Annotated in this window: 24 protein-coding genes; all 24 read left to right on the top strand. The window is 31.9% G+C overall.

Annotated features, from left to right (window positions below; translation table 11 throughout):
• The first annotated feature begins 1 nt into the window (after position 1).
• The 24 genes from spoVE (at position 2) to AC0LWJ_RS05575 (ending at position 20740) form a co-directional block, all read left to right on the top strand.
• Complete coding sequence (gene spoVE / locus AC0LWJ_RS05690; protein ID WP_474239489.1) at positions 2-1108, top strand: stage V sporulation protein E; 1107 nt, start codon at positions 2-4, stop codon at positions 1106-1108.
• Positions 1109-1113: 5 nt separating this feature from the next.
• The gene (gene murG / locus AC0LWJ_RS05685; protein WP_474239488.1) at positions 1114-2208 is read left to right on the top strand and encodes an undecaprenyldiphospho-muramoylpentapeptide beta-N-acetylglucosaminyltransferase; all 1095 of its coding nucleotides are present in this window, start codon (positions 1114-1116) and stop codon (positions 2206-2208) included.
• 82 nt (positions 2209-2290) lie between these two features.
• Complete coding sequence (gene murA, locus AC0LWJ_RS05680; protein WP_474239486.1) at positions 2291-3541, top strand: UDP-N-acetylglucosamine 1-carboxyvinyltransferase; 1251 nt, start codon at positions 2291-2293, stop codon at positions 3539-3541.
• Between the two features lie 43 nt (positions 3542-3584).
• Positions 3585-4316 carry a cell division protein FtsQ/DivIB gene (locus AC0LWJ_RS05675; RefSeq protein WP_474239485.1) on the top strand — a complete coding sequence of 244 codons (732 nt, stop codon included), beginning with the start codon at positions 3585-3587 and terminating at the stop codon, positions 4314-4316.
• A 17-nt stretch (positions 4317-4333) separates the two neighbouring features.
• Complete coding sequence (locus AC0LWJ_RS05670) at positions 4334-5056, top strand: DUF881 domain-containing protein (RefSeq protein ID WP_474239483.1); 723 nt, start codon at positions 4334-4336, stop codon at positions 5054-5056.
• Entirely contained in the window at positions 5056-5403 is a 348-nt protein-coding gene (locus tag AC0LWJ_RS05665) for a small basic family protein (RefSeq protein WP_284681047.1), read from the top strand. Before AC0LWJ_RS05670 ends, AC0LWJ_RS05665 begins: the two co-directional genes overlap by 1 nt.
• Positions 5404-5424: 21 nt before the next feature.
• The gene (gene ftsA / locus AC0LWJ_RS05660) at positions 5425-6657 is read left to right on the top strand and encodes a cell division protein FtsA (protein ID WP_474239481.1); all 1233 of its coding nucleotides are present in this window, start codon (positions 5425-5427) and stop codon (positions 6655-6657) included.
• Positions 6658-6669: 12 nt separating this feature from the next.
• Positions 6670-7758, top strand: coding sequence for a cell division protein FtsZ (gene ftsZ / locus AC0LWJ_RS05655; RefSeq protein ID WP_474239479.1), 1089 nt, complete (start codon positions 6670-6672; stop codon positions 7756-7758).
• A 231-nt stretch (positions 7759-7989) separates the two neighbouring features.
• A complete protein-coding gene (gene spoIIGA / locus AC0LWJ_RS05650) occupies positions 7990-8832 on the top strand; it encodes a sigma-E processing peptidase SpoIIGA (RefSeq protein ID WP_474239477.1) in 843 nt (280 codons plus the stop codon).
• Positions 8833-8846: 14 nt separating this feature from the next.
• Positions 8847-9572: an RNA polymerase sporulation sigma factor SigE gene (sigE, locus tag AC0LWJ_RS05645; RefSeq protein WP_474239474.1), complete on the top strand. Its 726-nt coding sequence runs from the start codon at positions 8847-8849 to the stop codon at positions 9570-9572.
• 80 nt (positions 9573-9652) lie between these two features.
• Positions 9653-10423 (top strand): RNA polymerase sporulation sigma factor SigG, encoded by a 771-nt coding sequence (sigG, locus tag AC0LWJ_RS05640; protein ID WP_474239473.1) that lies wholly within the window; start codon positions 9653-9655, stop codon positions 10421-10423.
• Positions 10424-10498: 75 nt separating this feature from the next.
• Complete coding sequence (locus tag AC0LWJ_RS05635; RefSeq protein ID WP_474239471.1) at positions 10499-10750, top strand: YlmC/YmxH family sporulation protein; 252 nt, start codon at positions 10499-10501, stop codon at positions 10748-10750.
• A gap of 59 nt (positions 10751-10809) precedes the next feature.
• Positions 10810-11286 carry a transcriptional regulator NrdR gene (gene nrdR, locus AC0LWJ_RS05630; protein ID WP_474239469.1) on the top strand — a complete coding sequence of 159 codons (477 nt, stop codon included), beginning with the start codon at positions 10810-10812 and terminating at the stop codon, positions 11284-11286.
• Between the two features lie 40 nt (positions 11287-11326).
• The gene (locus AC0LWJ_RS05625) at positions 11327-12034 is read left to right on the top strand and encodes a response regulator transcription factor (RefSeq protein WP_474239467.1); all 708 of its coding nucleotides are present in this window, start codon (positions 11327-11329) and stop codon (positions 12032-12034) included.
• Positions 12027-13391 (top strand): two-component system histidine kinase PnpS, encoded by a 1365-nt coding sequence (gene pnpS, locus AC0LWJ_RS05620; protein ID WP_474239465.1) that lies wholly within the window; start codon positions 12027-12029, stop codon positions 13389-13391. Before AC0LWJ_RS05625 ends, pnpS begins: the two co-directional genes overlap by 8 nt.
• Positions 13392-13488: 97 nt before the next feature.
• Positions 13489-14388 carry a phosphate ABC transporter substrate-binding protein gene (locus AC0LWJ_RS05615; protein WP_474239463.1) on the top strand — a complete coding sequence of 300 codons (900 nt, stop codon included), beginning with the start codon at positions 13489-13491 and terminating at the stop codon, positions 14386-14388.
• A gap of 219 nt (positions 14389-14607) precedes the next feature.
• A complete protein-coding gene (gene pstC / locus AC0LWJ_RS05610; RefSeq protein ID WP_474239461.1) occupies positions 14608-15510 on the top strand; it encodes a phosphate ABC transporter permease subunit PstC in 903 nt (300 codons plus the stop codon).
• A complete protein-coding gene (gene pstA / locus AC0LWJ_RS05605; RefSeq protein ID WP_474239459.1) occupies positions 15507-16397 on the top strand; it encodes a phosphate ABC transporter permease PstA in 891 nt (296 codons plus the stop codon). Before pstC ends, pstA begins: the two co-directional genes overlap by 4 nt.
• 44 nt (positions 16398-16441) lie before the next feature.
• Positions 16442-17191 carry a phosphate ABC transporter ATP-binding protein PstB gene (gene pstB, locus AC0LWJ_RS05600; RefSeq protein ID WP_474239457.1) on the top strand — a complete coding sequence of 250 codons (750 nt, stop codon included), beginning with the start codon at positions 16442-16444 and terminating at the stop codon, positions 17189-17191.
• 11 nt (positions 17192-17202) lie between these two features.
• A complete protein-coding gene (phoU, locus tag AC0LWJ_RS05595) occupies positions 17203-17859 on the top strand; it encodes a phosphate signaling complex protein PhoU (RefSeq protein ID WP_474239455.1) in 657 nt (218 codons plus the stop codon).
• A 98-nt stretch (positions 17860-17957) separates the two neighbouring features.
• On the top strand, positions 17958-18674 hold the full coding sequence (locus AC0LWJ_RS05590; protein ID WP_474239453.1) for a DUF1614 domain-containing protein: 717 nt from the start codon (positions 17958-17960) through the stop codon (positions 18672-18674).
• Positions 18652-19758 carry a stage II sporulation protein P gene (spoIIP, locus tag AC0LWJ_RS05585; protein WP_474239512.1) on the top strand — a complete coding sequence of 369 codons (1107 nt, stop codon included), beginning with the start codon at positions 18652-18654 and terminating at the stop codon, positions 19756-19758. Before AC0LWJ_RS05590 ends, spoIIP begins: the two co-directional genes overlap by 23 nt.
• A 61-nt stretch (positions 19759-19819) precedes the next feature.
• The gene (locus tag AC0LWJ_RS05580) at positions 19820-20272 is read left to right on the top strand and encodes a DUF3189 family protein (protein WP_474239452.1); all 453 of its coding nucleotides are present in this window, start codon (positions 19820-19822) and stop codon (positions 20270-20272) included.
• Positions 20273-20275: 3 nt separating this feature from the next.
• Positions 20276-20740 (top strand): DUF3189 family protein, encoded by a 465-nt coding sequence (locus tag AC0LWJ_RS05575; protein WP_474239449.1) that lies wholly within the window; start codon positions 20276-20278, stop codon positions 20738-20740.

Genomic DNA, 20740 nt, shown 5'->3' with positions numbered 1-20740 from the left:
AATGAATAGAAGATATCCTGTTGACTACAATATATTAATATCTGTGCTTATTCTTGTATCGATAGGTGTCATAATGGTGTTCAGTGCAAGCTCCGCCAGTGCTTATTATACCTATAATGATTCTTTTTACTTTCTGAAAAGGCAGTTATTATGGGCAATACTTGGTTTTTTTGCCATGACGATAATGATGAATATTGATTATCATAAACTAAAGAAAATTGTAGGTATATTTTTATTTATATCTATTGCATTATTGATTGTTGTATTAATTCCCGGTGTAGGTGTAGACAGGTATAATGCAACAAGATGGATTGGTGTAGGAAGTTTAACAATTCAGCCTTCTGAATTTGCAAAATATGCGATTATCTTGTATATTGCAAATTATTTTGATAAAAAACCTAATTATGCAAAAAGTTTCAAAAAAGGAGTGTTACCTATACTTTTTTTGGCAGGCTTATTGTTCTTCTTGATTATGAAGCAGCCTAATTTCAGTACCGCAGGTACAATTTTTATTATTTCAATAATATTGTTATTTGTTGCGGGTGCAAAAATTTCTTTTATGGCTACACTATTTGGACTTGGTGGTTCTGCTGCACTTATTGTTGTTGCATCGGTAAAATATATTAGGCAAAGGGTTTTTACATTTTTAAATCCATGGCAGGATATACAAAAACATGGATATCAAATTGTACAGTCATTATACGCACTTGGCTCAGGAGGGCTTTTTGGCGTAGGTTTAGGACGAAGCAGGCAGAAATTCATGTATCTTCCAATGCCGCAAAATGATTTTATATTTTCAATAATAGGAGAAGAACTTGGCTTAATTGGAACAGCGACAATACTTTTGTTATTTTTGTATCTTATTATGAGAGGACTTAGGGTTGCAGCTAAGGCGCCAGATATGTTTGGCTGTCTTATTGCAACAGGAATTACAGGACTTATAGGAGTACAGACATTGATAAATGTTGCTGTTGTGACTTCTTCAATGCCTGCTACAGGCGTATCTTTACCCTTTATAAGTTATGGGGGAACATCAACAGTTTTGATGATGGGGGCAATGGGAGTCTTATTAAATATTTCCCGTTATTCAAATTCAGACAGGAGTTGATTATTTTGAAATACTTGTTGACAGGTGGTGGTACAGGTGGACATATATATCCAGCAGTAGCTATTGCTGATGAAATAAAGAGAAATGAACCAGATGCAGAGATTTTGTTTGTTGGAACAAAAAATGGTCTTGAAAGTGAACTTGTTCCAAAATCCGGCTATGAATTAAAAACAATACGTGTCAAGGGTTTTAAAAGGAAAATTTCAATAGATATATTTAAAACTATAAATACAGCGTTTAAAGGACTTTTTGATGCAAGGCTTATAATTAATGATTTTAAACCTGATATTGTTATAGGGACAGGTGGTTATGTATGTGGACCTGTTGTAATGATGGCTGTCCTAAAAGGAATCCCTACCATTATACATGAGCAGAATGCCTTTCCCGGTATTACAAACAGAATACTTTCAGGATTTGTAAATAAGGTTGCTGTGGCATTTGAAGAATCAAAAAAATATTTTCTATGCAAAAGGAAAATAGTGGTAACCGGCAACCCTATTAGGACTGAAGTATTGAGTGATAATAAAACAGCATCATTAAAGAAACTAAGTTTTAAAGATAACATACCCTTAATTGTATCCGTCGGTGGAAGCAGAGGTGCCGAAAAGATAAACGAAAGCATGATAGATTTTATTAAGTATATTGATGAAAACATTCAAGTTCTTATAATTACGGGCAGCAAGCAATATGATACAGTTTTAAAAAAAATTAATAGCATAAATGTAGATATTAAAAAAAATGTAAAAGTTATTCCTTATTGCTACAATATGAAGGATGTTTATGCAGCAGCTGATTTAATTATTTGCCGTGCCGGTGCTATTACACTGGCAGAATTAACAGCAACAGGGACTCCCTCGATACTAATTCCATCTCCGAATGTGACACATAATCATCAGGAATATAACGCAAAAGTACTTGTAAACAATAAAGCTGCGGAAATGATAATTGAGAAGGACTTAACAGGAAAATTATTATATGAAAAGGTTAATAATTTATTAAAAAATCCAATCATGTTAGAAAAGATGAAAAGCAATGCAAAAAAAATGGCAAAAATCGATGCCGTAAAAATAATATACGGATATATTAAGAAGCTTGTATAGTCCCAAGGTAACCTCCCGCTTGCATCATGCATAATATAAAGTGTACATCAGATTAACAGATTGCAGGGGGTGATATAATGGGGTGAAGTTTAAAATAGTTGGAGAGAATAAATTAAAAGGTGAGTTAAGAATAAAAGGTGCTAAAAATTCAGTATTGCCGATACTTGCAGCGACTTTGTTAAATAAGGGTATTAGTATTTTACATGATTGTCCTGCATTAAAAGATGTATATTCTATGCTTGAGATATTAAAACACCTTGGATGTACCGTAAAATTTATCGGAAGTGATATAATAGTAGATTCCAGCGGTATAATTGATAATCACATCCCTGACGAATTAATGCGAACTATGAGGTCCTCTATATTTTTGATGGGAGCGCTTGTATCCAGAAATAATACTGCTGTAATTAGTTTTCCCGGTGGTTGTGATATTGGGCATAGGCCGATCGATTTACATCTTAAAAGTTTAAGAAAACTTTCCATAATGATAAAAGAATCTTATGGTTATATAAATTGCGAAAGCAAAAGAGTAAAAGGCTGTGATATACATCTTGATATACCAAGTGTTGGAGCGACAGAAAATATTATGCTTGCATCTGTAATGGCAGATGGAATTACAACAATAGGTAATGCGGCGAAAGAACCTGAAATAGAAGACCTTCAAAAATTTTTAAACAGCATGGGGGCAAAGGTTAGCGGCGCCGGTTCAAATACAATAGTCATAGAGGGTGTTAAAAGCCTCCACGATGTAGAATATAAGATAATACCAGACAGAATTGTGGCAGGGACTTATCTTATAGCCGCTGCAATGACATCAAGTGAAATTGTTCTTACAAATGTAATAAAAAATCATTTAGAATCTTTAATATCAAAATTAAATGAAAGCGGATTTGCAATTAAAACTGGGAATGATTATATAAAACTATTTTCAAATAAAAGACCAAAAGCGATTGATATGATTATAACACTTCCATATCCCGGTTTTCCAACTGATTTACAAGCACAGATGACTTCTTTGTTGTCAATTGCAGAGGGGACATCTATAGTGACAGAAACTATTTTTGATAACAGATTTAAATATACAGAGGAATTGGTTAGAATGGGTGCGGATATAAAAGTAGATGGGCGTATAGCAGTAATAAAAGGAGTGAAAAATCTAACCGGCACCTCTGTTGTTGCAAGAGACTTACGAGGAGGAGCGGCTCTTGTGATAGCGGGACTCGGGGCATCAGGCATAACAATTGTTGAAGATATAGAACATATAAATAGAGGTTATGAAAATTTTGATGAAAATCTAAGGAGTATTGGCGCAAACATTGAAAAAATGATGTAAAACGGCATTTGCTGTTTTACATATAAATCAAAAATGTACAAGCATGGGGTGCTTAAAGATGGAAAATAATACACAGGCAAGAAAAAAAAGATTCATAACAATATTGTCAATAATTACAATATTGTTTCTGATATATTTTATTATGTTTCAATCACCTATATTTAAATTAAAGAATATTGAAGTAGACGGAAATAAAAGTTTGTCCTATAATGATATCATAAGCTTGACAGGGATTTATAAAGGTATGTATATTTTTAAAATAAATGCATTTGAAATAAAAAAGAGGCTATTATTAAATTCTTTTATTAAGGATGCCGATATAGAAATAAAGTATCCATCATCAATTATAATTAAAGTGGAGGAACGAAAACTTGTGGCACAGATACCATATAACACAAATTATATTTATATTGATGATGAGGGTGTAGCGGTTAAAGAGAACGAATATGATAGTAAATTGCCAATAATTAATGGAATTAAAATAAAAAAATATGAAATTGGTAAGAAAATAGATGGCATTTTTGACAATAATGATATGGCAAAACTTTTAAAAATTATATATAATAAAGATATATATAAAAACATAACCGTAATAGATAAAAACAACTTAATGATAAAAACAAAAACAGGGATTAATATAGCTTTCAATAATGTTAATGACGTTGCATATTCAATTAAATTTTCTGAACTTATTTTAAATGACTTAGAGAAAAAAGGATATGATAAAGGTACTATTCAAATTAGCAAAAACAATAACCCAGTTTTTTTGCCATAAGAAATGGAGGAATCAATTTGAAAAAAAATGTGTATATATCAATTGCTTTTATGTGTATTGTACTGGGTATAATGTTATCTATAGAGTTTAAAACGATAAAAAACGGTGGGACAGTTGCATTACAAAGAGCAGAAGATTTAACAAATAAGTTAAAAGAGGTTCAATCAGAAAGGGATGGATTAAAGAAACAATTAGCTGACCTTGAAAACAAGATTAATACTTATGAAGAATCGGCATCAAAGACAAGCGCTATAACAAAATCATTGAAAGATGACCTTATTAAATATAAGGAATTAGCTGGATTAATAGATGTACAGGGACCAGGTGTTATAGTTACTATAAATGATAGTCAAAAGGCGGTGCAGCCAGGCGGTAATGCAAATCCATTTCTTGTTCATGACGAAGATTTATTAAAAGTAGTAAACGAGTTGCGCTCAGCAGGTGCTGAGGCTATCTCTTTGAATGATGAAAGGCTTATTTCAACTTCTGAAATTAGATGTGTTGGACCGACTGTTAATGTAAATTCATCCAGATTTGCTGCTCCTTATGTAATAAGAGCGATTGGCAGTCCCGAGACATTAGAGGCAGCCTTGAAGTTAAAAGGAGGAGTTGTTGATACACTATCGAATTGGGGAATTGAGGTAAATATAAAAAAATCCAATAATATTTTAGTAAAAAAATTCAATGGGGTTGTTTCATTCAAATATGCCAAACCAATATATGAAGGAGAGAATAAATGATGATCTTAATTATTTTATTAAGCCTTGTATTGGGACTTGCTATCGGGTTTCTTCTGCCAATTAATTTACCTCCTATTTACACACCTTATTTATCAGTTGCAATATTGGCTGCATTAGATTCAGTTTTTGGGGGGATAAGGGCAAGTCTTGAACATAAATTCAATAATGCAATATTTATTTCAGGTTTTTTTGGCAATGCAATTATAGCGGCTGGATTAGCTTATATCGGCGATGTATTGGGTGTTCCTATATATTTAGCTGCTATATTTACATTTGGAAGCAGGTTGTTTACTAATTTTGCTTATATCAGAAGGTATATGTTAAGTAATTTTTCTAAAAAACAGTAATCTCCGGGGGGAGGAGAACAAATGAGTGATATTATTACTGGAATTGATGTAGGGTCTTCAAAAGTTTGTACTATAATTGGACAAAGTGATAAAAATGGTGAGATTCAGATTATTGGGATAGGTAATTACCCCTGTAATGGCGTAAAAAAAGGAGTGGTTGTGGACATTGATACAACTGCATTCGCAATCAAAAAGTCAATTGAACAGGCGGAAAGGATGGCTAATCAAAAGGTTTTGTCTGTATATCTTAAGATACCCGGTGGACTCACAAAAGTCTATCGAAACAGGGGTCTTGTGGCGGTAACACGTGAAGATAGAGAAATAACACATCAAGATGTTGAAAGGGTTTTGCAAGCGGCAAGGATTATTGCAATTTCTTCAGACAAGCAAATAATAGATATCATTCCAATGGAGTACATAGTTGATGGTTATGGTGAAATCAGAGATCCTGTAGGTATGGCGGGTTTGAGGCTTGAAGTTGATGCAGCGATAGTTACAGGAAGCGTGACAGCTGTACAGAACATGGAAAAATGTGTAAAAAGAGCAGGCTTTGATGTTGCAGGAATAGTTGTAGAACCATTAGCGACAACAGAGGCTGTTATGACAAAAGATGAAAGAGAGTTGGGAGCAGCACTTATTGATGTTGGAGCCAGTATAACCGATATATCCGTTTTTAAATCCGGTAACATGGTTTATTCAGCTTTGATTCCTGTCGGTGGTGATCATATAACAAATGACCTTTCAGTCGGATTAAAGATTTCATGTGAAGAAGCTGAAAATATTAAGAAGAAATATGGAAGTGTTTTAAGAGTAGTGGAGGGTGATTTTAATAAAATAAAAATATCTAATATAACAAACAAAAATTTATCTGAAATAAGTATAAATGAAATTGTAGATATAATTGAAGCAAGGGTTAGTGAGATTTTGTCTATTGTCTATGAACAGATGAATAAGTCTGGGGTAATGGAGTTAGTATCAACAAATATTGTTATAACTGGAGGAGGAATAACATTTTTAAAGGGATCCGGTGAATTAGCACAGGAAATTTTTAATAAAAACGTCAGAATTGGGGTTCCTGATATTATTGGTGTTTCAACACCTGTTTATTCTGCGGGTGTTGGTATAATAAAATATATAAATGGACATAAAAAAAATGCATATAAAAACCAAAATGAAACGACAAAAACCAAAAGAAAAATGGGTAGTGGACTAATAAACAAAATAAAAGAAATTTTTAATGATTTTTGGGCATGAGGAGGTTTTAAAATGATAGGAATAGAAACAGCCATGGAGCAATTTGCAAGTATAAAAGTTATAGGTGTAGGCGGTGGCGGTGGGAATGCTGTCAACAGGATGATTGATGCTGGTTTAAGAGGTGTGGAATTTATAGCAATAAATACGGATAAACAGGCATTATATATGTCAAAAGCCGAAAATAAAATTCAGATAGGGGACAAATTGACCAAAGGTCTTGGCGCCGGGGCAAATCCGGAGATTGGGAAAAAGGCAGCAGAAGAAACAAAAGATGAGATAGAAAAAATGATAAGCGGTGCTGATATGGTTTTTATAACAGCCGGAATGGGTGGAGGAACAGGAACAGGGGCTGCTCCCGTTGTTGCTGAGGTTACAAGGGAACTTGGCATATTGACTGTTGGGGTTGTAACAAAGCCTTTTACATTTGAAGGTCGTAAAAGGATGACACATGCAGAAATGGGGATAGCAGATTTAAAGAAGCATGTCGATGCACTTGTGACTATACCTAATGATAGGTTATTGCAGGTTGCAGAGAAAAAGACTTCGATGGTAGATGCTTTTAAAATGGCTGATGATGTTTTAAGACAAGGTGTACAAGGAATATCAGATCTTATAGCTGTTCCCGGTCTTGTAAATGTAGATTTTGCAGATGTAAAAACTATAATGATGGAAACCGGACTTGCACATATGGGTATTGGAATTGCCTCAGGTGATAATAAGGCTACAGAGGCAGCAAAACAGGCAGTGCAAAGTCCGCTATTAGAAACTTCAATACAGGGTGCAAGAGGTATTTTATTGAATATAGCTGGTGGCTCAAACTTAAGTATTTTTGAAGTAAATGAAGCAGCTAATTTCATATACGAAACGGCTGACCCTGATGCTAATATAATATTTGGTGCTGTTATCGATGAATCATTAGAAGATCAATTAAGAATCACAGTTATTGCCACTGGTTTTGAAAAGAAATTACAAGATAATAAAAATAGTAAAGCTTCTAAAACCGAAAAATCGCATCATGAAACAAAAGAAATTGATGAAACTATTCAGATAGATAGTTATGACCTTGATATTCCAACATTTTTGAGAAGGGGCAAAAAGTAAAATATCTTCTCCTCCATGGTAATAATTTTGGAGGAGTTTTTTTGTACTTAAAATATAACATTATATTACAAAAAAGGAAATAAAAACAGAAAAATATTTTTTGCAATATGAAATATAGATACCATAAAATTACATTATTAATGTAATTTTTTTATTATAATATGAATAAAAGGAGGTTATGTGAATATACATTTGTTAGACAAATAATTTTATTGATGGGGATGGTAAAAATTGTATGTTGATATACTTTTTGTAGAAAATTTTCTGATTAACTATATTATTTTATATTTGACAAAAAGATTTTCGAAAAACGATACAAAAAATATCAATTTATTTTTTGGTTCATTATGTGGATCACTATATATTTTGACGATTTTTTTATCTGTGCCCCATATATTTTATTCATTTTCAGCAAAAATAATTATATCATTTTTAATAATTGCAATATCTTTTAAGATACAAAGGATAGCTGATTTTATAAGACTTTTAAGTATATTTTATATGATTACTTTTATTATTGGGGGTACGGCATTTGCACTTATATATATAGTTAATTTTAATTTTAATCAAATAATGATTGGTGCAATTATTATTTCTGTGCTGTTAATATATATAAATTGGGGTTACATTACAAAAAGAAATACGAATAGTGTTTTGATTCATGTTTTGAAGATAAATGTACTGAATATGAGCAGAGATATAAAAGCAATTATTGATACAGGCAATTCATTATGTGACCCATTATCAAATCGTCCTGTTATTGTAGTGGAATATGATGCCATAAAAGAACTTTTGCCGGAAGGTATTAAAAAGCTTTATAAAAATGGACAGTTTAACGACCTTTTTAAAATTCCGGATGTTATACATGAAGATGGGTGGATAAATAGATTAAGGATTATACCATTTATGTCCTTAGGAATGGATAAGGGGTTATTATTAGGCTTTAAACCTGATTTTGTAAATGTTGATAATAATAAAAAAGACATTAAAGATGTAATTGTTGGTATATGTTTTAATAAACTTAATAAATCAGGAGAATATGAGGCTTTAATAGGTCCGGAAATACTATGTTAATGGAGGTGTATTAAATGAATTTAAAAACAAAAATTAAACTTTCAATGCAATTAATAATCATAAAGATACTGGAAAAGCTGAATATTAGAAAATCAATTTTTTATATTGGGGGAAGTGAAGCATTACCTCCACCTTTGAAAGCTGATGAAGAAACATTTTTGATTTCAAAAATGGCGGAAGGCGATAATGCAGCAAAAACCATGCTTATTGAAAGAAATCTAAGACTTGTTGTATATATTGCAAAAAAGTTTGAAAATACAGGAATAGGAATTGAGGATTTAATATCAATCGGTACGATAGGGCTTATAAAAGCTGTAAATACATTTAATCCAAGCAAAAACATAAAGCTGGCAACGTATGCTTCCAGGTGTATAGAAAATGAAATTTTAATGTATTTAAGGAGAAACAATAAAACAAAAATGGAGGTTTCTTTTGATGAACCTTTAAACATTGATTGGGATGGTAATGAGCTTCTTTTATCGGATATATTAGGTACTGATAATGAGCTGGTTTATAAAATGATTGAAGATGAGGTTGATAAACAGTTACTCTTTACAGCGATTAGAAGGCTTTCAGATAGAGAAAAAAGAATTATAGGTTTGAGGTTTGGACTGGGCGGAGGAGTAGAAAAAACTCAAAAGGAAGTAGCAGACATGCTGGGGATATCTCAATCTTATATTTCAAGATTGGAAAAGAGAATTTTAAGAAGATTAAAGAAGGAAATAAATAAGTTGGTATAGTATGATTTCAATAAATATTGAATAAATTTTATTCCGCAGGTAATACTTTTTAATAAGCAATACATTTGGAGGAAAGGCATATGAATAATAAAGTAGAAATCTGCGGAGTTAATACATCAAAATTACCTGTTTTAAAAGGTGCCAAACAGAAGGAACTTTTAATTAAAATGAAAAGTGGTGATACCAAAGCAAGGGAAGAGTTTATAAACGGCAATCTGAGGCTTGTATTAAGTGTTATTCAGAGGTTCAATAATCGTGGAGAATATGTTGATGATTTATTTCAAGTAGGATGTATAGGTCTTATTAAAGCAATCGATAATTTTGATTTAAGCCAGAATGTACGGTTTTCCACATATGCAGTACCCATGATTATAGGTGAAATAAGAAGGTATTTAAGGGATAATAATTCTATAAGGGTAAGCAGGTCTTTAAGAGATGTAGCTTACAAAGCATTACAGATAAGAGATAAATTAATTAATGCAAACTCAAAAGAACCCAGTGTCAGTGATATAGCTAAAGAATTAAATATTCCGAGGGAAGAGGTGGTTTTTGCACTTGATGCCATACAGGATCCGGTTTCATTATTTGAGCCAATATATCATGATGGTGGAGATGCATTATATGTTATGGATCAGATAGGTGACGAAAAAAATATTGACGAGGTGTGGTTGGAACAAATTGCTCTAAAAGAGGCTATCAGAAAATTGAATGACAGAGAAAAATTAATTTTGACACTTAGATTTTTTGAAGGGAAGACACAAATGGAGGTAGCAAAGGAAATAGGGATTTCTCAAGCACAGGTTTCAAGGCTTGAAAAATCAGCATTAACCCATATGAGAAAATATATATAGCTTACCAGGAATGGTAGGCAATTTTTTTTCATATATAAGTAATAATGATAAATTATACACTAGGAGGTAATAAGTATGTATAAGACATCTGAATTAAGGGATAAGGAGGTTATAAATATAGATACAGGAGAAAAGCTGGGGAATATGATAGATATTGAAGTAAATTTTGAAGAAGGTTGTATTGAGGGTTTTGTATTACCTGGTGAAAGAAATGTATTCAGACTTTTTAGTAAAAATACAGAATTATACATTCCATGGTCAGCAGTTAAGAAAATTGGTTCTGATGTAATATTAATAGAAATAAAAGAGACAGCGATAAAAGTTTGACTATTTTTATCAAGTTTATTATAATTTTAATTAAGAATAAATATTCCGGGGGTTAAAATATGAGATGCCCTTATTGTGGCAATTTAGATTCAAAGGTTATTGATTCACGTCCAACCGATGATTATACTTCCATAAGGCGCCGCAGAGAATGTATAAACTGCGGCAAAAGGTTTACAACTTATGAAAAAGTTGAACAGGTACCAATACTTGTTATAAAAAAAGACATGAAAAGAGAGACTTATGACAGGGATAAGATTTTAAAAGGAATGATTAAAGCATGTGAAAAAAGACCGGTACCAATTCAAAAACTTGAAGAAGTTACAGAGGAAATAGACAGGCAGATATATAATTCTCTTGAAAAAGAAATTACATCTACTAAAATTGGCGAAATGGTAATGGAAAAGCTGAAACAGGTGGATGAAATTGCATATGTGCGTTTTGCGTCAGTATACAGGCAATTTAGAGATATAAATACTTTTATAGAAGAACTTAAAAAATTATTAAAGGATAATTTAAAGGATAATATTGAAAAATGATATATAAAAATTGTACAGGTTATATAACGGAGGTGTTGTAATGCCCCAAACGATTTTGGTAATCGAAGATGAAAGCCATATTCTTGAACTCTTAAAGTATAATCTTGAAGCGGCAGGCTATAATGTAGAATTAGCTGATAATGGAAAAGAGGGACTTGAAAAGTGTTTTGAATGTTTACCTGACCTTGTGTTATTAGATTTGATGCTTCCCGATATGGATGGATTTGATATATGTAAGACTATAAAGAGGGATGAACAATGTAAAAATATACCAATTATAATGTTAACAGCAAAAAGTGAAGAATTTGATAAGGTATTGGGCTTAGAACTTGGTGCTGAGGACTACATTACAAAGCCTTTTAGTATTAGAGAATTGCTTGCCAGAATAAAAGTGGTTTTAAGAAGATCAAAAAATGAAAAAGAAGTTGATGAAATTATAAAATTCGGTGATATATCAATAGATACGAATAAACATATGGTTTATAAAAATGGGAAAATTCTTAATTTAACATTAAAAGAATTTGAACTTCTAAAGTTATTATCTCAAAACATTGGAAAAGTTTTAACAAGAAATTTTTTGTTGGACAAGGTATGGGGATATGAATATGCTGGTGAAACAAGAACCGTTGATGTTCATATACGACATTTAAGAAAAAAAATCGAAGACGATGATAAATTACCTATTTACATTGAAACTGTTAGGGGCATTGGTTACAAACTCAAAGATAAAGGTGAAAATAATGTTTAAAAAACTTTATAACAGATATTTTATTATTAGTTTTATAGGAATAATAATAACCAGTCTATTTTTTTTAGGATATGTAAGTGATTTAAGATATCTGCTAAGTATATTTTCTGGAATGTTAATAAGCAATATTCTCGGATATAGATTTATTAAAAGCATAGTAAATCCTATTAATGAAATAACAGATGTTACGAAAGAAATATCAAAAGGCAATTATAACCAAAAAATCGAAATTAAATCAATTGATGAAATAGGACAGCTTGCATCTGCAATTAATATTATGACAATAAGATTAAAAGAAACAATAGATGAGCTAAATGACAGAAATGCTAAACTTGAAGCTATTCTTAAAAGCATTATAAACGGTGTTATTGCTTTTGATAATTATGAAAAAATATTACTTATTAATGATACTGCAAAAAAGATATTGAATATAGAGGATAACGGAATCATTGGCAAACATATTCTTGATGTAGTTAGAAACAGCAAACTTCATGACCTTATTGAAAATATAATTATAAACAAAGAATATAGCATAAAAAATCTTGAATTAAATACCTTCAATAAATATTTAAAAATTTATACAAGTCCAATTATACATCCCCAAACCCTTAAAAAAATAGGCTTTGTTGTTGTTATAAATGATGTAACAGAGGTTAGAAAACTTGAAAGAATCAGGAGCGATTTTGTGGCAAATGTTTCACATGAGCTTAGGACACCTCTTACATCGATTCAAGGTTTTGTAGAAACATTACGAAATGGGGCGATTGAAGATGCTGAGGCTCGTAATAAATTCCTCAACATCATTGAATTTGAAACAGAAAGATTAACAAGGCTTATAAATGATATATTGTCTTTATCAGAAATTGAAAATGTAAAAGAAGGTTTAATTACGGAAGAGGTAGCAATTGATAAAGAAATTAATGATATATTTTATATTATAGAGAAATCTGCATATAATAAAAATATAAAGCTTATTAAGGATTTGAACTGTGATAATTTAAAAATCAATTCAAACAGGGATAGATTAAGGCAAATGATAATAAATTTAATTGATAATGGAATTAAATATACACCGGAGGGAGGCTTTGTAAAGGTTACAACAAAAAAGTTAAACAATGATATTATAATTACTGTTGAAGATAGTGGTATTGGAATAGCCGCAGAAAACATACCAAGACTTTTTGAAAGATTTTATAGGGTTGATAAGGGACGCTCGAGAAAACTTGGAGGTACAGGACTGGGTCTTGCAATTGTTAAGCATATTGTAGAATCCATGAAAGGTAATGTTGCGGTTGAAAGTGAAGTAGGTAAAGGAACTAAATTTATAATATATTTGCCTCAAAATAAGAAAATATAACTTATTTAACACGGATTTAACATAGATTTAATGATTTCTTTACAATATGCTGTTAAAATATACTTGTACAGGGAAAAAAAATTATGGAGGTGCTTTTATGTTAAAAAGCAGGACAATGAAGTTGTTTTTAGCAATTATGATGCTTGTTAGTGTGTTTGCATTTGCAGCATGCGGTTCAAAGTCATCAGACCAAAGTAATACTACTACACCGGGTGACAAGAATAACAGTACACAGAATATATCCGGTTCAGCAACAGCAGTTGGTTCAACAGCATTACAGCCATTAGCGGAACAGGCGGCCATATTATTCAAACAAAAATATCCAAATGCTACAATTAATGTTCAAGGCGGTGGAAGTGGAACAGGTTTAACACAGGTTTCACAGGGTGCTGCAGATATAGGTAATTCAGATATATTTGCTGAAGAAAAAGCAGGTATTGATGCCAAAGCTTTAGTGGATCATAAGGTTGCGGTTGTTGGATTTGCGGTAGTAGTAAATAAAGATGTTTCAGTAGATAGTTTAACACAGGATCAATTAGTAAAAATATTTACTGGTAAAATAACAAATTGGAAAGATGTTGGAGGTCAAGATGAAAAAATAGTTGTTATAAATAGACCAGCAAGTTCAGGGACAAGAGCTACATTCAAAAAGATAGTTTTAAAGGGTCAGGATGAGGTACAGGGTGTTGCACTTACAGAGGATTCGTCAGGTACCGTTAAAAAGACAGTTGCAAATACAAAAGGTGCAATAAGTTATTTAGCCTTATCCTATGTTGATGATACTGTCAAAGCATTGAAATACGATGGTGTAGAGCCTACAGCAGATAATATTACTTCTGGTAAATATCCGATATGGTCATATGAACATATGTATACAAAAGGTGAACCTACAGGTGTTGTAAAGGCATTCCTTGACTTTATGATGTCAGATGAAGTACAGAATGGACCTGCCAAGAAACTTGGTTTTATCAATATTAATGATATGAAGGTTAAGTAAAAAATATAAGTTTAAATTTCTTATGACAAAAAAGCTGGTAAATTGCCAGCTTTTTTGTCATAAGGGTTAAACTAATTTATGCTGATATGAACTTATATTAAGATTTAACGTAAATTTAACGTAAATTTAACATGAATTTAACATGAATTTAATAAATACTCTTTTTTAAATTGTTATGATAATATAAGTGTGAGAAATTAAATATTTGGAGGATACGATATGTTTCAAGGTAGTGATAAAAAACGTAAGATTATTGATAAAGCTGGGAAGGTTTATGCATTTATCTGTGGGGCTTTGCTGATAATTATTACTGTATCAATTTTTTACTTTGTTGCCGTAAAAGGCTTATCTACGTTTTTAGTAGATAAGAAATCTTTAAAGGAGTTTTTGTTTACTACATTATGGAAACCGGATAGAGAAAATAGCCTTGGAGGTCCGGCAATTGGCTCTTTGCAATTCATACTTGGTTCAGTTTTTGTTTCGGTATTTGCTATTATTATAAGTGCACCAATCGGTATATCTTCCGCAATTTTCATGGTTGAAATTGCTCAAAAATTAGGGAAAAAATTACTACAGCCTGCTATAGAGATATTTGTTGGTATACCATCAGTTGTATATGGCTGGATAGGTTTAACTGTACTTGTTCCATTTATAAGTAAACATTTTGGAGGATTAGGATTTAGCCTTCTTGCAGGTATCCTTGTACTTACAATTATGATACTTCCAACGATAACAAGTGTCAGTGCAGATACAATCAAAGCATTGCCATGGGAAATCAGAGAAGCATCCTATGCATTAGGTGCCACAAGATGGCAAACGATTCGTAAAGTAATTTTACCTGCTGCTACACCTGGTATTTTAACAGGGATTGTATTGGGTCTTGCAAGGGCATTCGGCGAAGCCTTAGCAGTACAGATGGTTATTGGTAATAGACCTGCATTGCCATTGTCATTCTTACAGCCTATGAGTACAATAACGTCTGTTATTACTATGGATATGGCAAATACGGTAGCGGGTTCTGTATGGAACGATGCACTATGGTCTTTAGCTTTGCTGCTTCTATTGATATCCTTAGGTTTTATAGTAATTTTAAAGCTAATAGGTAGGAGGAGAATATATTGAGAAAGCCACGTGTTTATGATAAAATTGCAACAATATATTTTTATATAATCGCTTTAATATTAATATCATTTCTCATATTATTAATTGGTTATATACTGTATCAGGGAAGGGAATCATTAAATTTAAATTTTATTACGACAGCACCTAAATTCATGGAGAAAGGCGGAGGTATTGGACCGCAACTTTTTAATTCTTTGCTGTTGCTAATTGTGACATTAATAATATCTGCGCCTATTGGCATTGGTGCCGGAATATTTATGGCTGAATATGCAAAACCGGGTTTTATGTCTGAAACTATTCGCATTTCTACAGAAACATTGTCATCATTGCCATCAATTGTTGTTGGTTTGTTTGGACTTTTAGTTTTTGTTAATATGTTTCATTGGGGATATTCTTTAATTTCCGGTGCCATTGCTCTGACTGTTTTAAATCTACCTGTTATGGCACGAGTAAGTGAAGATTCTATAGAGAGTGTCTTAAAGGAGATAAAAGAAGCAAGTTTTGCTCTTGGTGCAACAAAATGGCAAACTATAACAAAAGTAATTTTGCCTTCGGCACTTCCAGGATTAATCACCGGTATTATATTGACTTCAGGAAGGATATTCGGTGAGGCTGCTGCGTTATTATATACTGCAGGTATGAGCACACCAGCACTTAATTTTAGCAATATAAATCCGATTAATCCTAACTCTCCTTTTTATCCTTTTAGACCAGCGGAAACACTTGCTGTATATATATGGAAGATAAATAGTGAGGGATTGGCACCTGACGCAAGAAAAATTGCAGATGGTTCTGCCGCTGTTTTGCTTATTATAGTTTTATCCTTTAATCTTATCGCAAGGTGGTATGGAACTTATTTATATAAAAGAATGACAGGCGAAAAATAATATGATATAATGTCTATTATTAAAGAAAGGGGAAAATCTGACACATGAAAAAAATAGAAGTCAGAGAACTTGACCTATTTTATGGTGATATACAGGCATTAAAAAAAGTAGATATGGATATTGAAGAAAATAGTGTTATGGCACTAATAGGTCCTTCCGGCTGTGGCAAGTCAACTTTTATAAGGACTTTAAACAGGATGAATGACCTCATAGATTGTGTAAAAATAACCGGAAAAGTAATTCTTGATAATCTGGACATATATAAAGATATAGACCCCATTGAACTGAGAAAACGCGTTGGGATGGTATTTCAAAAGCCCAATCCATTTCCAATGACAATTTTTGATAATATAGCTTATGGACCAAGGATTCATGGTATTTATAGTAAAAAAAAATTAAATGAAATAGTTGAGAAAAGCTTGACGGCTGCTGCATTATGGGATGAAGTTAAGGATAGATTAAATTCTTCTGCATTGGGCTTATCAGGTGGACAGCAACAAAGGCTTTGTATTGCAAGGACACTTGCAATAGAACCTGAAGTGATTCTTATGGATGAACCTACGTCAGCCCTTGATCCTATATCTACAATGAAGATTGAGGAACTTATTGACCAGTTGAAACATAAATATACAATTGTAATTGTAACACATAATATGCAACAGGCAGGAAGAGTTGCTGATTATACATCTTTTTTCTTAAATGGTGAAATCATTGAAACAGGACTTACTGAAGAAATATTTTATAATCCTAAAGACAAAAGGACTGAAGATTATATTACCGGCAGGTTTGGTTAGGAGGTATTTTAATGAATCGTACGAATTTCGAAAAGCAATTAGAAGAACTACATTATGATGTGTTAAAGATGGGGAGTTTGGTTGAAGAAGCAATAACTAATGCTATTTTGTCATTAGTAAATCATGATGTGAGGTTGGCACAAAAGGTTATTGATGAAGATGAAAGAATAGATAAGATGGAGATTGATATTGATGATAAGTGTGTAAAAATTATTATAATGCAACAGCCAATTGCAAAGGATTTAAGAATTGTTATAACATGTTTGAAATTAGTAACAGACCTTGAAAGAATGGCAGACCATGCCGTAGATATAGCTAAAATCACAAAAAGGATAGCTGACCAGAAATATATAAAACCATTAATCGATATTCCTAAGATGGGCGAAATAGTTAAAGAGATGGTTAAACTTTCACTTGATTCATACGTGCATCAGGATATTGAACTTGCAAAGACAATCAGTCAGAAGGATGATATAATTGATGGCTTATACAAGCAGATATTTAGTGAATTATTGATGTATATGATAGAAGATTCTACGACGATAAATCAAGCAACACAGTTTTTATTTGTAGCACGGCACCTTGAGAGAATTGCGGACCATGCAACAAATATATGTGAATGGGTAACATTTCTTGAGAGTGGAAAACATATTGATTTGAACGAATAAAAAACTTTACAAAAAAAACACCTTTTAAGGTGTTTTTTTGTATAGTTTTTTATAATATGTAAAAGATAAAATTTAGAAAGAATAAAGAGGTGATATTAATGACTATTGGTTATATATTATTAACTATTGCAGGATTATTTGTGTTATTTGGATTTGCTCATAGGGTTCTTGACAGGATGAGAATGACAGATAAATGGGCATTACTGATAATCATTGGAATGATTATCGGAACACTCATTCCATCAATACCCCTTGGCGCAAATATATCTATAAATATAGGTGGAGCTATAATTCCAATGGCTGTAGCAGTATACTTATTTATTAAATCGGAGTCGATAGAAGAAAAGATGAATGCAATTTTTGCATCTTTAATAGCAGGTGCGGCTGTTTATATTGCTGGTAGATTATTGCCCAGTGAACCCGAAGCCATGTTAATTGAACCCAATTATATATATGGCATTATAAGCGGTCTTATTGCATATCTCTTTAGCAGATCAAGAAGATGTGCATTTATAGCAGGCGTTATGGGGGTTGTATTAAGTGATATAACGCAGGCAGTAATAAATGTTGCAACCGCACGGCCCGGTCTTGTTTCAATAGGTGGTGCAGGTGCGGTTGATACTGTTGTAATATCAATGATTGTTGCAGTTTTATTATCTGAAGTTTTAGGTGAAACAAGAGAAAAATTACAGGGTGGTACTGCTAAGAAAAATACAGAGATTGATTCTCATATGACAAGCAGTTTGATTGACGATAAAGACCTTAAAGATTTAAAAGACAGGGAAAAGGATGGTGAAAAAGATGAAAAAGAATAGATTCACAGTAATGTTAATATTATTAATATTACTGATGCTACCACAATCTATGCATGCTGATAACTGGAACGGTAAAAACATAGGATATTATACAATTTATGAAGAAAATTCAAATAAAATATTGTTTAAAATATCATGGGATTTAACAGTAAATGACCAATATCTTTCTCAGGATAATAAAATGTACAAAATAATAAAAGTAGATAAAAAAAATGAGAAGGCATATGCAAAATATATTGAAACTGTCAAATTGCCTGATGTAGATATAGATAAAGTCACACAAGCAATGGCGCAAAGAACGGGAGAAAGAAAAATTGCTATGTATTCTACACACAGTGATGAATCATATATTCCAACAGACGGCGCATCAAGTATATATGGCCATGGTGGGATATATCACGTTGATTCGGCATTAAGCAATGCATTGAGAGATAAAGGTATTAAAACAGATGTAGACAGAACATTATATTTACCACATGATGCAATGGCATACAGAAGGTCAAGAGTAGGAGCAGTTAAACTTATTAAAAATATGAAGCCTGATTTATTATTGGATGTTCATAGAGATGCTGTACCGTATGAAGAATATATAAGAAAAATAGCAGGTAAAAATGCAACTGGTGTCAGGATTGTTCTTGGTCGTAAAAATACAAACCTAAAGACAAATCAGGATTTAGCATTTAGAATAAAAGCGATTGCAGATAAAAAATATCCGACATTGATAAAAGATATTTTTTATGGAGATGGCGACTATAATCAAGACCTAATGCCTAATTCGCTGCTTCTTGAATTTGGAACATATTCACATACAAGACAAAGAGCAGAGGAATCCGGTAAACTTATGGCGGATGTTTTAACAAAAGCGGTTTATGGTTATGATGAAAAAAAACAGGTTAGCGGTATCCTTGGCACACAAAAATCTACACCTTCACAAAGCAGAGCCTCTAAAAGCGGTATATGGATTCTCGCTGGTATAGTTATTGTATCTGTTATAGGATTTATGTTTATAAGTACAGGCGGAAGAGAGATGATGGCAAAATTTTCAAATTATCTTGGAGTTATAAGACGAAACCGAAAAAAATAGAAGTAATTTGGTGCCATTAGCACCATTTTTTAATTTTTTTTAATAGTGGGGGAATATTGAATTGAAAATCATATATTACAGCTATTATGGCTGTTATTCAACTATTATAGCAGCATATATACATTCTAAGATAATAGATGATGTTATAAGTAAAGAAGAATTTTATGATATACCTGAAATTTTTGAAATCAATTATGGTATATTAAAGTACATAGGTATTGATGAAAATAATAATGAAATATATGTAATTGCTATGAAAAACTTTAGTGATAATATTAAGAAGACTTTTGAGGGATTGAGGAAAATATTTAACCTTGAATTTGAAAAAATAATATTTGTTGATACATCAAGTTTTGATGTCAGGTATTTTAAGATATATTTATATTTAAGAAAAGTCAGGATATTTAAAAATATTATAGATTATATACTGTATAAAAAAATAATGGCAAACTATAGGCATATTAAATCATTTGTAGATTTAAATAAAATAAAAAACAATATTATTTGGGGGTAGAAAATGAAAATTGCATATGTATGCTATGGTAGTGCTCATTCATCAATTGTAGCAGCATCAATACATGTTGGATTGCTTTCAATGAGAAAACTTCCAACCTACGAAGAAATAATCAGTTTGCCTCATTATGATATAACGGATGGAAGTCAAATAGGGATACCTTTTTATATGGGAACAGATGAATTTTATAATGATATTTATGCAATTGGTGCAAAAAATGGAAGGAAGATATTAATAAAAGCGGTATATAGTTTCCTTGAGGAAACAGCCATATCAAAAGATGAGATAATACTGATTGATGCATTACCTACTATTGGACTATTAACAAAAATTGGGGGTATGGCATCCCGCAGATTTAAAATGGTTTCGATAGGTAGACCTATAACAGTATATGGGATACTTAAAAAATACGATAATTTCATAAAATTAGTTAAGGAAGTAAAAAACAAGCTGGAAATAAAGTCTTGA

It is taken from the genome of Aceticella sp. 75b-Ac, assembly GCF_056032965.2.
Note: the sequence above shows the minus strand (reverse complement) of the source record. Positions and strands in the feature narration are given on the sequence as shown.